Origin of the sequence: Kitasatospora misakiensis, from assembly GCF_042656005.1 — a bacterium.
In the GTDB taxonomy this organism is placed as follows: Bacteria; Actinomycetota; Actinomycetes; order Streptomycetales; family Streptomycetaceae; genus Kitasatospora; species Kitasatospora misakiensis.
Window position 1 is genome coordinate 1 of the sequence record NZ_JBHSOF010000002.1, and the last position, 13,420, is coordinate 13,420.

Consider the following 13,420-nt stretch of genomic DNA (forward strand, 5'->3'; position numbering starts at 1 on the left):
TCCGAGAACAGTCTCGGAGACCGGCGTCACTCAATGCAGCCGATCAGTCACATTCGCCAACAGCGTCTGGTTCGACCACCCGCGGGGCCCGCCGTTGTGCGTTCGCGTTCGTCGTTCGGTGCTCCGCCGTTCAGTGCTCCTCCGCGCCGTCCTCGCTCCACGTGGTGAGGCGGGCGGCGAGCGCTCGGACCTCGTCACGGAGGGCGGCCGGACGGCGGACCGTGAAGGGCCAGCCGAGGCCGGCGAGCAGCAGGGCCATACCGTCGAGGCGCTCGGCCCGGGCGCGGAACAGGACCCGCCCGTCCTCGGTGGCGGTGACCGTGCCCGCCGTGGGCGGGATCCGGTGGCGGGCCTCGTCGAGGCCGGCCGTGAGGACGACCTCGACCTCGTGCGTCCACGGCACCGAGGCGAGCGATTCCAGCACCCGCTGCACCGGGTCGACGTCCGCGGGCGGTTCGAACCCGGCCTCGCACGGTCGGACGGAGCGGATCCGGTCCACCCGGAAGGTCCGCTGCTCCCCGCTGCGGTGGTCCAGGCCCGTGGTGTACCAGCGGCCGGAGTGGAAGACCAGCCCGTACGGGTCGAACTCGCGCTCGCTGGGCGCGCCGTCGCGGTCCCGGTAGTCCAGCCGGACCCGGCGGCGCCGGCGCGCCGCCTCGGCGAGCGTGAACAGCGCCTCGGCCGCCGGGCTGGGGCCGGATGCGGGCGCGGCGGTCAGCCCGACGGTCTGTTCGACGGCCGCGACCTGGTCGCGCAGCGCCGGCGGCAGCACCCGCCGGATCTTGGCGAGCGCCGACTCCCCGGCCTGCTCCCCCACCGACAGCCCGGACCGTCGGCCGGCCAGCAGCCCCAGCACCACGGAGGCAGCCTCGTCGCCGGTGAGCATCAGCGGAGGCAGCCGGAAGCCCGGCAGCAGTCGGTACCCGCCGTAGCGGCCGCGCTCGGCCTGGACGGGGATGCCGAGTTCGGCGAGCCGGGCCGCGTAGCGGCGCACGGTGCGGACGTCGACCTCCAGCCGCTCGGCGAGTTCGGCGCCGGTGAGGCCGGGCCGGGCCTGGAGCAGTTCGAGGAGGGCGAGGATGCGGCTGACCGGGTGTTCCACGGCGCTGCGCTCCTCCCGTCTCGTTCCGTTCGATCCGTTCGTTCTGTCGGACGATCGGCCGCGTGGTCGACCGCGATCGACACGGTGATTAATCCGGTCGAGTTCTGTCCGGTTGCGATTCTAGGGTCGGAGTCGACGGCGGGCGCCGGGTGACGGGTCAGGACCGGCACCGGGCCCACGACACGCATTCCACGAGAGGATCGCCCCATCATGAGCACCTTCGTACTCGTCCCCGGTTTCTGGCTCGGTGCCTGGGCCTGGGACGCGGTCGCCGAACCGCTGCGCGCCGCGGGCCACACCGTGCACGCGGTGACCCTGCCCGGGCTCGCCGAACGGGCCGGCGAGGCCACGCCGGAGACCGGCACCGAGACCCACATCGCCGACCTCACCGACCTGTTGGTCCGTGAGGACCTCCGGGACGTGGTCCTGGTGGCGCACAGCGGCGGCACCATCGCCGTGTCCGGCGCGGCCGACCGGGTGCCGGAGCGGATCCGGCGGGTGGTGTACCTCGACTCCGGCCCGCTCGCCGACGGTACGGTGCTCGCGGACCTCTGGGAGCCGGCCTACCGCGCCACGCTGGAGGCCACGATGGTCAACGGGCGGTGGCTGCCGCTGCCGTCCTGGGAGGTGCTGGCCTCCGACGGCGCCGATGTGACGGGGATCGACGAGGCCGGGCTGGCGCGGTTCCGCGAGCGGGCCACCGACCAGCCGGCCGGGACGCTCTACCAGCCGGTGCGGCTGACCGGCGGGGGCGCGAAGCTGCCGAAGGCCCTGGTCTCGTGCACGATCCCGCTGGCGCAGGTCCGGGAGATGATCGCCGCCGGGCACCCGTACTTCGCGGCGCTCGGCGGCCCGGAGTGGGAACTGCGCGAGGTGCCGACGGGGCACTGGCCGATGTTCTCCCGGCCGGCCGAAACGGCGGCGGCGCTCGCGGAGTTGGCGGAGCTCGCGTAGGGGGTCCGTCCCCCGGCTCCGGGCCGGGCGGGCCAGCCCGGCCGGGGCCGCGGTCGCGGCCGTGGTCGCCGCACAACGTGAAGGTCACGAGGGTGTGAAGGGTGTCCCCGGCTGTCGCTTCGCCCGCGTGTTCGGCTGCGCCGGGCGGGCCGGTCGGCGCAGGATGGACACGACATCACGGCACACCCTGAGCGGGCCCGCGCCGCACCGGCGCACGCCGGACCGCACCGGCCCGCCCGGTCGAGAAGCACCGATCAGAGCACGGATACAAGAGCACGGAGGAGCACGCATGACCTCTCCCCAGTCCACCACCCCCGAGGAGTTCGACGTCATCGTGATCGGCGCGGGCCCCACCGGCGAGAACGTCGCCGACCGGACGGCCGCCGCCGGGCTGCGCACGGTGATCGTGGAGAGCGAGTTGGTCGGCGGCGAGTGCTCCTACTGGGCCTGCATGCCGAGCAAGGCGCTGCTGCGCCCGGTGGCCGCGCTGGCCGACGCCCGCGCGGTGGCCGGGTCCCGGGAGGCGGTCGGCGGCGGTGCGCTGGACCCGGCCGCGGTGCTCGCCCGGCGCGACTCGTTCACCTCGCACTGGCAGGACGACGGCCAGGTGCAGTGGCTCCGCGACACCGGCATCGAACTGGCCCGCGGCCACGGCCGGCTGGCCGGCGAACGGCAGGTGACCGTCGAGGCGGAGGACGGCGGCGAGCGACTGCTGGTGGCCCGGCACGCCGTCGCGATCTGCACCGGCAGCCGGCCGGTGCTGCCGTACGACGTCACCGGGCTGGCCGACGCCCGACCGTGGACCAACCGTGAGGCGACCGGCTCGCCCACCGTCCCCCGGCGGCTCGCGGTGGTCGGCGGCGGGGTGGTCGGCGTGGAGCTGGCCACCGCCTGGCGGGCGCTCGGCTCGGAGGTGGTGCTCCTGGTCCGCGGCAGCGGGCTGCTGCCCCGGATGGAGCCGTTCGCCGGCGAGCTGGTCGCGGACGGCCTGCGGGACCTCGGCGTGGACCTCCGCTTCGGGACCGAGGTCACCGCGGTGGAGCGGCGCGCGCTGGACGGGGCGGACGGGGCCTCCGAGGTCGCCCTCACCCTCGGCGACGGCGGGCGGCTGACGGTGGACGAGGTGCTGTACGCCACCGGGCGCGCGCCCCGCACGGCGGACGTCGGCCTGGAGCAGGTAGGCCTGCACCCCGGCAACTGGCTCGACGTGGACGACAGCTGCACCGTGCTCGGCGTCGACGGCGCGTGGCTGTACGCCGCCGGGGACGTCAACCACCGGGCGCTGCTCACCCATCAGGGCAAGTACCAGGCGCGGATCACCGGCGGGGCGATCGTCGCCCGCGCCCAGGCGCGTCCGCTGGACACCGCGCGCTGGGGCGCGCACGCCGCGTCGGCCGACAGCGCGGGCGCGCCGCAGGTCGTCTTCACGCAACCGGAGGTCGCCTCCGTCGGCCTGACCCTCCACGCCGCCGAGCAGGCCGGACTGCGGGTCAAGGTGATCGACCACGACCTCGGCGCGGTCGCCGGCGCCTCGCTCTACGGCGACGACTACCGAGGCCGGGCCCGGGTCGTCTTCGACCTGGACCGGGAGGTGCTGGTCGGCGCGAGCTTCGTCGGGCCGGGCGTCTCCGAACTGCTGCACTCGGCGACGATCGCGGTGGTCGGGGAGGTGCCGATCGACCGGCTCTGGCACGCGGTGCCCGCGTACCCGACGATCAGCGAGGTCTGGTTGCGGCTGCTGGAGGGCTGCCGGGGCTGACGACGCTGACGGCGCCCGGTGGCGCGGCGCCCGGGTCCGCCCGGGCGCCCGCGCCGGGTGGTCGGCGTCCGGCGCGGCGAGATGTGGCGGGCGTCCGACGGCGGGACACTGGCCCAGGAGGGGTGTCCGGGCGGGGGCCGTTTCGCCGAGCAGGTGGTGTGTGGCAATGACCGAGGTGCTGTTGGCCGTCGGAACCGAGAAGGGCCTCTTTCTCGGACGGAGTCGTGACCGGCTGAAGTGGGAGTTCAGCGGGCCGCACTTCCGGATGAACGCGATCTACTCGGTCGCCATCGACCGCCGTGACGGTCGGACCAGACTCCTGGTGGGCGCCGACAGCAGCCACTGGGGCCCGTCGGTGTGGCGCTCGGACGACCTCGGGGCGAGCTGGTTCGAACCGCCCACCCCGGCGATCCGCTTCCCCGAGAGCACCGGCGCCTCGCTCACCCGGGTCTGGCAGCTCCAGCCGGCCGGCCCCGAGGCCCCGGGCGTGGTCTACGCGGGCACCGAACCCGCCGCGCTGTTCCGCTCCGAGGACGGCGGCGAGACCTTCACGCTGGTCGAGTCGCTCTGGAACCACCCGCAGCGCGCCGAGTGGGGCGCCGGCTACGGCGGTCAGGGCCTGCACACCGTCCTCAGCGACCCGCGCGACCCGGAGCGGCTGCTGGTCGCCGTCTCCAGCGGCGGCGTCTACCGCAGCAAGGACGGCGGCCGCAGCTGGGAGCCGTCCAACAGCGGGCTGCGCGCCGAGTTCCTGCCGGAGGAGAACCAGTACCCCGAGTTCGGCCAGTGCGTGCACAAGGTCGCCCGCGACGCCGTCAACCCGGACCGGCTCTACCTGCAGAACCACGGCGGCGTCTACCGCAGCGACGACGGCGGCGAGAACTGGCGCTCGATCGCCGCCGGCCTGCCCGCCGACTTCGGCTTCGCGATCGCCGCCCACCCGCACCGCGCCGACACCGCGTACGTGTTCCCGCTCGGCGGCGCCGACGACCGGATCCCGCCGGGCCGTCGCTGCCGGATCTTCCGCACGAACGACGCGGGCGACAGCTGGCAGGCGCTCGCCGAGGGCCTGCCCGGCGAGGACCACTACGGCATCGTGCTGCGCGACGCGCTGCGCACCGACGACCTCGCACCGGCCGGCATCTACTTCGGCAACCGCACCGGCGACGTCTACGCGAGCCACGACGAGGGCGGGCACTGGGCGCTGGTGGTCTCCCACCTGCCGGACGTCCTCTGCGTCCGCGCGGCCGTGATCGCGGACTGAGGCCGGGGCCCGGACCTCAACCCGCCGACGTTTTCTCCTGGTTGACCGCCGGTCGGTTGATCCCGAAGGGCCGTTCGCCGAGCATGGCGGAGGACGGGGCGTGCCGACGGGCATGCCGACGCGCAAGGATCGGACCGACGACGTGGCACAGGCGCAGGGCGACTGGCAGTACGGGTACGGAGCCGACGGGGTCGCCCTCGTGCGGTACGAGCGGGGCGAACGGGACGGCCGCCCCTGGGCCGACCGCCTGGAGGTGGTCGACCCGCGCGCCGACCTGACGGCCCAGGCCGCGTTCGTACAGACGGAGTTGGCGGGGTGGGTGGTCTCCGGCCCGTTCACGCTCGGCGAGGAGCTGGTGCGCCAGGGGGCCACCGTGCTGCGCCACGGCCACACGATGCACCGGAGCCTCACCGACACGCCCCCGCCCGAGGGTTGGGCCGCCTGGGCGCGCACCCCGTTCCGGGACGGGCTCCGCGCCGTACCGTGCGACCGCGGGGCCGAGGAACTGGCCCCGGTCTCCCGGGCCGCCTTCGGCCCCGGTCACCCGGACCACGTCCCGGCCGAGGAGCAGGGCGACCAGGGTGAGCAGGGTGAGCTGGGTGAGCAGGCCAAGGTCGGGAAGCTCGCCGCGCTGCTGGCCGGGCAGGTCATAGGGCCCCTGCTGCCGTCCAGCGCCCTGGTCGTGGACGGCACCGACCGGGTGGTGGCCGGTGCCGTCCTCACCGACTGGAACGGCCTGCCCTGGATCGCCCACGTGTTCCGCGACCCCGCGCGCGGCTACCCCGGCCTCGGCCGCGACCTGCTGCGCCGCGTCATCGCCGACGTCGCCACCGGTGGCGCCACCGAGATCGGACTGGCCGTGACCGAGGGCAACCGGGCCCAGCAGCTGTACGAGGAGCTGGGTTTCACGACGACGCGCAGCTCGCTGACGGTCGTCGTCCCCTGAGTCTCGGGGAGTCACCCCCGTCGCCCTGGAGCCGGCCCTCAGGGGTGGGCCAGCTCCAGGACGGCTATCCCGGCCAGCACGGCCGCGCTCGCCGCCATCCGCAGCCGCCCGAGGCGCTCCCGGAAGACCACGGTGGCGATCAGTGCGGCGATCACGATGCTGGTCTCGCGCAGCGCGGCGATCGTCGCGAGGTTCCCCCGGGACTGCGCCCACACCACGAGCCCGTAGGCGGCCAGCGACAGCACCCCGCCGAGCAGCCCGAACGGAACCGCCGGTCCGGCCCCGGCCAGCAGGCCCCGCCCCCGGCGCGCCCGGGCGATCAGCGCCAGGACCGGCCCCTGGAGCAGGAACAGCCAGGCGACGTAGCCGCCGACCGTCCCCGCGTGTCGGACGCCGGCGCCGTCCGACACGGTGTACGCGGCGATCATCACCCCGGTGCCGAGGGCCGCCCCGAGCGCGGGCAGCTGGGCGCGGCTCGGGATCCCCCGGGCGAAGGCCAGCCCGACCAGTCCGCAGGAGATGACGGCCACGCCGAGCAGCTCCCCGCCCCCGGGCGCCTCGCCGAGGACCGTCACCGACAGCACCGCCACCAGCAGCGGCGCCGAGCCGCGCGCTATCGGGTACATCTGCCCGAAGTCCCCCAGCTGGTAGGCGCGCAGGAGCAGCAGCTGGCCCGCCACCTGCATCGCCACGGAGGCGAGCAGGTACGGCCAGGCGGCGGCCGCCGGGAGCGGGTTGAGCACCACCAGGACCACCGCGCACGCGGTGTACGCGAGGTTGATCAGGGCAAACCCGACGAGCTTGTCCTCGATCCGGTGCGCCAGACCGTTCCACACCGCGTGCAGGACGGCGGCGGTCAGAACGGCCACGGGAACGGCGGCGGCCACGGCGAAACTCCCCTCCAACGAACGATCAGGTCCGGAATCAGGTTCCACGGTACACTGCATCCATGGAAGAGCGTTCCGAATTTTCTCCGCTGGAATCCCAGCTGGCCGCGCACATCCGCGCCCGACTCGGCGAGCTGCGCGGCAGCGAGGCGCGGGTCGCCCAGGTGGTCCTCGCCCGGGGCGCCGATCTGGTCGGCCTCAGCGTCAGCGACGTCGCCGAGCTGGCCGGGACGGCGTCCTCCTCGGTGGTCCGGGCCTGCCAGCGGCTCGGCTTCCGGGGCTACCAGGAGCTGAAGATCGCCGCCGTCCGCCAGGCCCCGGCCCCCGCGGCGGACGCGTCCGACACCCGGGACCCGGCCGCCCGCGCGCTCGCCGACACCGTCCGCGCCGCCCGGGAGGCGCTCGACGGGATCGGCACGACGCTCACCCCCGACGGGCTGCGGGCCGCGGCCGACGCGCTGAACGCCGCCGACCACGTCCTGGTCCTCGGCGAGGGACTCTCCGGCGCGGTGGTCCTGGACGCCGCCTACCGGCTGCGCGCCCTCGGCCTGCGCACCGACTCCCCCGCCGACCCGAGCACCGCCCAACTGGCCGCCGCCCAACTGCCGCCCACCGCCGCCTGCCTGGCCGTCAGCCACACCGGGGCCACCCGCACCGTGGTCGACACCGCCCGCCACGCCCGCGCCAACGGCGCCACGGTGATCGCGCTCACCAGCTACGCCCGCTCACCCCTCAGCGAAACCGCCACCCACACCCTGGTCGCCGGCGGCCAGGACCTCGTCTTCGGCCTGGAGACCACCGCCAGCCGCATCGCCCACCTGACCGTCCTGGACGCACTGACCCTCACCCTGCTCACCCTCCGCGGCGAACCCGCCGAGCAGTCCCTACGCCGCTCCGCGGACGTCACGGCCGACCAGATGTACTAAAGGGACGGACGCGCCCTGACCGGCCACGCACCCCGCACGACCGCGTCGGCGACCGGAAGTCGATCATGATGTTGCGGTGGGCGGTGTGGGGAGCAGGGGGGATCTGGTGGGGGAAACGCGTGGCTCGGCGGGGGGCGTGGCGCCGGCGGGCCGGTTCGAGTGGTTCCGCGGGGCGGTGTCGACCGATCTGATGCCCCGCGCCGCTGGCCTCAGCCCCGAGATCACCCACGTCGACCTGGGTCCCGTCCGGCTGTCGAGCCTCGCCTACCCACCGGTGCGGGGGCGCCGCACCGGCGATCCCGAGCGGTACCGGCTCGCGCTGGTCGCGGACGGCGTCGTCCGTGCCGCCCGGGCCGGTGGCGAGTCGCCCGTCGCGGCCGACCTGGTGCTGACGTACACCTCGCGCGGCTGCGCCGACGGTCCGGCGCGGGCGGTCGTGCTGCGGATCCCCCGGTCCGCGCTGCCGCTCCCCGCGGACGAGGTGGACCACCTGCTCGCCCGGCGCATCCCCGCGCGCGAGGGAACGGGGGCCGTCCTCGCCCGCTTCCTGGGTGCCCTGCTCGACCAGGGGCCGCTCTGCCGGCCCGAGGAGCTGTCCCGGCTGGGGTCCGTCACCCTCGACCTCGCCGCCGCCTGTCTCGCCCAGCGGCCGGGCGCCCCGGAGGAGGCGCCGGCCGAGGCCCGGGACCGGCTGTTGCTGCGACGCGTCCACCGTTTCATCGAGCACAACCTCGACGACCCGGCCCTGACGCCGCAGGCCATCGCCGACCACCACCACATGTCGCTGCGCGCGCTCTACCTGCTCTTCCGCGACCAGCCCGCCAGCGTGGCGGCGACCGTCCGCCGCAAGCGCCTCGAACGCTGCCGCGCCGAACTCGCCGCCCCGGAGCCGGACGCCCGGCCCGTCCGGACGATCGCCGCCCGCTGGGGGTTCTCCAGCGCCACCGCCTTCGGCCGCGCCTTCCGCGAGGCCTACGGGATGACCCCCACCGAGTACCGCGCGCGGGCCCGCCGGGGGCCCGTCGGCGAACGGCCGGAAACAGCACCCCGCGAGCACCGCCCGGGATCCGGCCGGTGAAACGGCGCCGGGGGCTGTCGGTGGCGGTGTGTAGGCTCGCGGACATGGCAAGGGTGACGCGGGACGACGTGGCGAGGGCGGCGGGGACGTCGACCGCGGTGGTGAGTTATGTGATCAACAACGGGCCGCGGCCGGTGGCGGCCGCGACGCGGGCCCGGGTACTCGCCGTCGTCGAGGAGCTGGGCTACCGGCCGAACCGCGTCGCGCAGGCCATGGCCCGGCGGCGCACCGACCTGATCGGCATGGTCGTGCCGGACGCCCGCCAGCCATTCTTCGCCGAACTCGCGCACACCGTGGAGCGGGCGGCCGCCGAACGCGGGCGACTGCTGCTGATCGGCAACTCCGACTACGCGAACGAGCGCGAGGCCCACTACATCCGGGCCTTCCTCGGCATGCAGGTGGACGGCCTGATCCTGGTCACCCAGGACCCGTCCGCCCCCGGCGTCACCGGTATGGACGCCCCGGACGGGACGCCGGTCGTGCTGCTGCACCACCGCGCCGAGACCGAGCACGGGATCGCGGTCGTCGCGGACGACGAGGGCGGGGCCCGGGAGGCCGTCGGCCACCTGCTCGGGCACGGCCACGCCACGGTGCACTGCTTCGGCGGCACCTTCGCGCTCAGCCCGAGCGACCCGGTCACCGTCCGCACCGCCGGCTGGGCCGCCGCGCTCCGTGAGGCCGGGCTGTCCACCGAGGGCCGGCTGACCCCCGCCCCGTTCGGCCGGGTGCGGGCGCACCGGGAGGCGCTCGCGCTGCTGGCGCGCGCCGACCGGCCGACCGCCGTCTTCTGTTCGACCGACGACCAGGCGATCGGCCTGCTGCGGGCCGCCGACGACCTCGGCATCAGGGTGCCGGAGGATCTCGCGGTGGTCGCCTTCGACAACATCGCGGAGGCCGTGATCGCCGCCCCGCCGCTGACCAGCGTGGCCACCGCGCAGACGGAGATGGCGCGGGCCGCCGTCGACCTGGTGCTCGGCGAGCGCGCGGACGGGGAGCCGGCGTCGGCCACCGGGGCCCTGATGTTCCCGGCCCGGATGGTGGTCCGACGGTCCTGCGGCTGCACCGGGGCCTGAACCCCTCAGGCACCGTCCGGCGGACCGGGCGGGCCGGGCGGACCGGCCATGAGGTGCAGGTTCTCGTGGCCGTCCGGGGCCAGCACCCGGTCGTGGTTGAACGCGGAGATGCCCGCCCAGAACGCGCCCCGTTCGAACATCGCCTTCTCGTAGCCCGCGAGGGCCGCGTCGAGCGCCGCCGCGGTCGCCGCGTCCCGGGGGGCCGGCGGAGCGAGGACGGGCGCCACGGCGAGGGCGAGTTCGGCGGCGTCCCACATGGCGAGGTTGACGCCCTGCCCCGCGAACGGGGACATCAGGTGCGCCGCGTCCCCGACCAGGGTGACGCCCGGGCGGCGCGGCCAGGCCAGGCCGACCGGCAGCTTCTCCAGTCGCTGGGTGCGCAGGGTGTCGTCGCAGGCGGCCAGGGCGGCCCGGAACTCCGGTGCCCAGTCGGCGAAGTGCCGGGCGACGGTGGCGCGGGTGCCGGCCGGGTCGTGTTCGGAGAGGCCCGCCACCGTCAGCCAGTCCTCGGGGCTGCGGAGGAACGCGTAGACGCGGATCCGGCCGTCGCTGTTGCGCTGGAGGACCAGGCCCTTGTTGTCGTGGAAGGCGAACAGGCTGCCGTTGCCGACGGCCGCGGCGGCCCCGGGGGCGGTGCGGTCGGCGTCGGGGATGCCGAGTTCGACCAGGCTGACGCCGGTGTAGTGGGGTGCGACGGCGGTGAGCAGCGGGCGGACCCGGGAGTGCGCGCCCTCGGCACCGATCAGCAGGTCGCAGGTCTCGACGGCGCCGTTGTCGAAGTGGAGCCGGTGCCGGCCGTCGCCGAGCGGTTCGGCGCGGTCGAGGCGATGGCCCCAGCGGACGGCGGACGGGTCGAGCGAGTCCAGCAGGAGGGCGCGCAGGTCGCCGCGGTCGATCTCGGGGCTCGCCGCGCCGTCGGCCCCGTCGACCCCGCCGTCGGGACCAGCGCCGCCGCCCGGGGTGAGGCCGGTGTCGTAGGTGTGGTGGGCGGTGCCGTGCTTGTCGACGACGCGGAAGTCCGCGCCCTCCGGCCGGGCCTTCGCCCAGAACTCCTCGGTCAGGCCCGCCTCCTGGACGGCCCGTAGACCGGTGTCGCCGTGCAGGTCCAGGGTGCCGCCCTGGCCCCGGACGTGCCGGTCGGGCTCGCGCTCGTACACGGTGGCGGCGATGCCGTGGACCCGGAGGATCCGGGCGAGGGTGAGCCCGGCGGGGCCGGCGCCGATGACGGCGATCCTGGTGCCGGCTTCCGCTGTCGTGTCGCTCGCCGCTGTCGTGTCGCTCGGTGCTGTCGTTCCGGTCATACTGCGCAGTTCTCCTTCTGGGACGGGGGAGACCGCATTCGGCCGTGACGCCGTCCCAGTCTGGTCGGCCGGGCGCGCGGGCAGTAGACCGGAATCGGACGCCGCCGGACGGCTCAGACCCCGGCGCGGGCCAGCCGGCGGAAGACGAGGGCCACCACGGCGGCGGTGAGCACCACCAGCAGGCCGGCCTCGACGAGTTGGACCGGCACGAGGTGCGACACCGGGTGGTACTGGCCCCAGGAGGTCGGCGCGTTGTTGCAGACATCGGCCGCGTTGACGCACTCGTCGCTCGACAGCCGGGTGCCGTCCGCGAGCACCACACCGCGCTCCACCAGCCAGGCGTTGGCGGGCTGGACGAAGCCGCCCATCCGGTTGTTGAACGGCTGCTCCTCCTCGATCATCGGCCAGAGGAACGGCCGCCACGCGAAGATCACCGCCTGCGCGAGCAGCACCGCCGCGCCGCTCACCAGCACGGCGGCGACCGTCCGCCGCAACAGTTGCCCGACCAGCACGCCCACCGCCAGGCCGAACAGCGACCAGGCGATCGGGGCCACGCCCAGCACGGGGTAGGTGAAGGCCTGGAACGGCGGGTCGAAGCCCACCGGCCCGTGGAGGATGTCCGTCCACCACACCCAGTTGGTCAGCGCCGACAGCACGGCGGTCGCCAGCAGGACGGCCGCAGCGGGGACGGCGAGCCGGGTCGCCAGCCAGCGGCGCGGGGAGACGGACTGGGCCAGCACCAGCCGGACGGTGCCGCGTTCGTACTCCTGGGCGAGCAGCGGCCCGCCGAGGAACATGCCGATCAGCACCGGGACGGCGGTGACAGCGGGCTGGAGGATGTCGGTGAACATCCGGGCCAGCAGCTCGACCCGACCGGCCTGCACCCGGCACTCGATCCGCTCCCAGGACGCCGGGGTGTAGCAGGAGGTCCGGTGCATGACCCCGATCCGGTCCTGGACGAGCACGTGGATGGCGGCCAGGACGGCGGCGGCGAGGACCAGCAGGATCGCCACCGACCTGATCGTGGCCCGGTTCTGGCGCAGCACCAGCCAGAGGGCTCCGCTCGGCCCGCGCCCTGGGCGGGCCGGGGCAGCGCGGCCGTTCGCGCGCTGCCCGGACGCCGGGGTGGTCGGGCCGGCCGGGGTCGCCGGGCCGGTCAGGGTGCTGGTGCTCATGCGGCGGCCTCGCGATCGGGGGCGGTGGGGTGCGGGGGCAGCGGGGTGCGGAGGTAGGCCAGGAGCAGCTCCTCCAGGCTCGGCCGGGTCAACTCCCAGGGTCCGTCCACCGGTTCGCCGGTGCGGAGCAGGGCGGTGACCTGACGGCCCCGGACTCGCCGCTCCACCGCGATCCCGTCGGGGAGGTCCGCGCCCTCGGCGACGCCGGTGAGCAGCTGGTGTCCGTCGAGGATCTCGTCCAGATCGCCGGACAGCCGGATCCGGCCCGCCTGGACCAGCAGCAAGTGGTCGATGACGCCGTCGAGTTCGGGCAGGATGTGGGAGGAGACCAGGATCGTGGTGCCGCGTTCGGCGGCCTCCGCCATCAGGACGCCCATCAGCTCGTGCCGGGCGAGCGGATCGAGGTCGGCCATCGGCTCGTCGAGCAGGAGCAGGTCGGCGCGCTTGCCGAGGGTGAGCGCGATCGCCACCCGGGTGCGCTGGCCGCCGGAGAGCGAGCCGATCCGCGCGTGGGGACGCAACTCCCCCAGCTCGATGACCCGTTGGGCCGCGTCCTCGTCCCAGCCCGGGTTGAGTTCGCGCCCGATGCGCAGGGTCTCCGCGACCGTGAAGGAGGGGTAGAGCGACTTCTCCTGGGTGAGGTGGGCGACCCGGGCGCGCGACTCCGGGGTGCTCGATGTCTCGCCGAAGACCCGCAACTCGCCCTCGGTGGGCGCGACGAGGCGGGCGGCCAGGGTGAGCAGGGTGCTCTTGCCGGCCCCGTTGGCGCCCACCACGCCGCAGATCCGGCCGGCCGGGACGGCGAAGTCGCAGTCGCGCAGCGCCCACAGGTCGCCCCGGTACCGCTTGCCGAGCCCCACGGCCTCGACGGCCGGCCGGTCGTCGGCCGGTATCGCGCCTGTCGCGTCCGTCGCGTCCGTCGCATGTATCGCGTGTGTCACGCGCCCCCACCCTC

At 75.2% G+C, this 13,420-nt stretch carries 12 protein-coding genes; 7 read left to right on the forward strand and 5 right to left on the reverse strand.

The annotated features are described in order from the left end of the window. Positions 1-130 precede the first annotated feature (130 nt). Positions 131-1,102: a helix-turn-helix transcriptional regulator gene (locus ACFP3U_RS01880; RefSeq protein WP_380223311.1), complete on the reverse strand. Its 972-nt coding sequence runs from the start codon at positions 1,100-1,102 to the stop codon at positions 131-133. A 210-nt stretch (positions 1,103-1,312) separates the two neighbouring features. On the opposite strand from ACFP3U_RS01880, the gene ACFP3U_RS01885 reads away from it, so the two are divergent. The 4 genes from ACFP3U_RS01885 (at position 1,313) to ACFP3U_RS01900 (ending at position 6,025) form a co-directional block, all read left to right on the forward strand. Further along, complete coding sequence (locus tag ACFP3U_RS01885; protein WP_380223312.1) at positions 1,313-2,056, forward strand: alpha/beta fold hydrolase; 744 nt, start codon at positions 1,313-1,315, stop codon at positions 2,054-2,056. Positions 2,057-2,345: 289 nt separating this feature from the next. Then, complete coding sequence (locus tag ACFP3U_RS01890; RefSeq protein ID WP_380223313.1) at positions 2,346-3,815, forward strand: dihydrolipoyl dehydrogenase family protein; 1,470 nt, start codon at positions 2,346-2,348, stop codon at positions 3,813-3,815. Positions 3,816-3,981: 166 nt separating this feature from the next. Next, on the forward strand, positions 3,982-5,079 hold the full coding sequence (locus tag ACFP3U_RS01895; RefSeq protein WP_380223314.1) for a WD40/YVTN/BNR-like repeat-containing protein: 1,098 nt from the start codon (positions 3,982-3,984) through the stop codon (positions 5,077-5,079). Positions 5,080-5,221: 142 nt separating this feature from the next. Further along, a complete protein-coding gene (locus ACFP3U_RS01900) occupies positions 5,222-6,025 on the forward strand; it encodes a GNAT family N-acetyltransferase (protein WP_380223315.1) in 804 nt (267 codons plus the stop codon). Positions 6,026-6,063: 38 nt separating this feature from the next. On the opposite strand, the gene ACFP3U_RS01905 is transcribed toward ACFP3U_RS01900, so the two are convergent. After that, positions 6,064-6,912: an EamA family transporter gene (locus ACFP3U_RS01905; protein WP_380223316.1), complete on the reverse strand. Its 849-nt coding sequence runs from the start codon at positions 6,910-6,912 to the stop codon at positions 6,064-6,066. A 62-nt stretch (positions 6,913-6,974) separates the two neighbouring features. Between ACFP3U_RS01905 and ACFP3U_RS01910 the strand changes: the two genes are divergently transcribed. From ACFP3U_RS01910 to ACFP3U_RS01920, 3 genes are all read left to right on the forward strand, one after another. Then, positions 6,975-7,838, forward strand: coding sequence for a MurR/RpiR family transcriptional regulator (locus tag ACFP3U_RS01910; RefSeq protein ID WP_380223317.1), 864 nt, complete (start codon positions 6,975-6,977; stop codon positions 7,836-7,838). A 190-nt stretch (positions 7,839-8,028) separates the two neighbouring features. Continuing rightward, positions 8,029-8,916 (forward strand): helix-turn-helix domain-containing protein, encoded by an 888-nt coding sequence (locus ACFP3U_RS01915; RefSeq protein ID WP_380223318.1) that lies wholly within the window; start codon positions 8,029-8,031, stop codon positions 8,914-8,916. Between the two features lie 44 nt (positions 8,917-8,960). Then, a complete protein-coding gene (locus tag ACFP3U_RS01920; protein WP_380223319.1) occupies positions 8,961-9,989 on the forward strand; it encodes a LacI family DNA-binding transcriptional regulator in 1,029 nt (342 codons plus the stop codon). Positions 9,990-9,994: 5 nt separating this feature from the next. Here the strand turns inward: ACFP3U_RS01920 and ACFP3U_RS01925 are convergent, their stop codons facing one another. From ACFP3U_RS01925 to ACFP3U_RS01935, 3 genes are all read right to left on the reverse strand, one after another. Then, positions 9,995-11,290, reverse strand: a complete 1,296-nt coding sequence (locus ACFP3U_RS01925) for an FAD-dependent oxidoreductase (RefSeq protein WP_380223320.1) — start codon at positions 11,288-11,290, stop codon at positions 9,995-9,997. Between the two features lie 113 nt (positions 11,291-11,403). Further along, a complete protein-coding gene (locus ACFP3U_RS01930) occupies positions 11,404-12,465 on the reverse strand; it encodes a hypothetical protein (RefSeq protein WP_380223321.1) in 1,062 nt (353 codons plus the stop codon). Further along, positions 12,462-13,406, reverse strand: coding sequence for an ABC transporter ATP-binding protein (locus ACFP3U_RS01935; protein WP_380223322.1), 945 nt, complete (start codon positions 13,404-13,406; stop codon positions 12,462-12,464). The genes ACFP3U_RS01930 and ACFP3U_RS01935 overlap by 4 nt, the downstream gene beginning before the upstream one ends. Positions 13,407-13,420 lie beyond the last annotated feature (14 nt).

What these genes read in the sequence shown, in the direction of transcription:
- ACFP3U_RS01885 (WP_380223312.1), top strand. Translation starts at nt 1,313, where the DNA reads ATGAGCACCTTCGTACTCGTCCCCGGTTTCTGGCTCGGTGCCTGGGCC.
- ACFP3U_RS01890 (WP_380223313.1), top strand. Translation starts at nt 2,346, where the DNA reads ATGACCTCTCCCCAGTCCACCACCCCCGAGGAGTTCGACGTCATCGTG.
- ACFP3U_RS01895 (WP_380223314.1), top strand. Translation starts at nt 3,982, where the DNA reads ATGACCGAGGTGCTGTTGGCCGTCGGAACCGAGAAGGGCCTCTTTCTC.
- ACFP3U_RS01910 (WP_380223317.1), top strand. Translation starts at nt 6,975, where the DNA reads ATGGAAGAGCGTTCCGAATTTTCTCCGCTGGAATCCCAGCTGGCCGCG.
- ACFP3U_RS01915 (WP_380223318.1), top strand. Translation starts at nt 8,029, where the DNA reads ATGCCCCGCGCCGCTGGCCTCAGCCCCGAGATCACCCACGTCGACCTG.
- ACFP3U_RS01920 (WP_380223319.1), top strand. Translation starts at nt 8,961, where the DNA reads ATGGCAAGGGTGACGCGGGACGACGTGGCGAGGGCGGCGGGGACGTCG.
- ACFP3U_RS01925 (WP_380223320.1), bottom strand. Translation starts at nt 11,290, where the DNA reads ATGACCGGAACGACAGCACCGAGCGACACGACAGCGGCGAGCGACACG.
- ACFP3U_RS01930 (WP_380223321.1), bottom strand. Translation starts at nt 12,465, where the DNA reads ATGAGCACCAGCACCCTGACCGGCCCGGCGACCCCGGCCGGCCCGACC.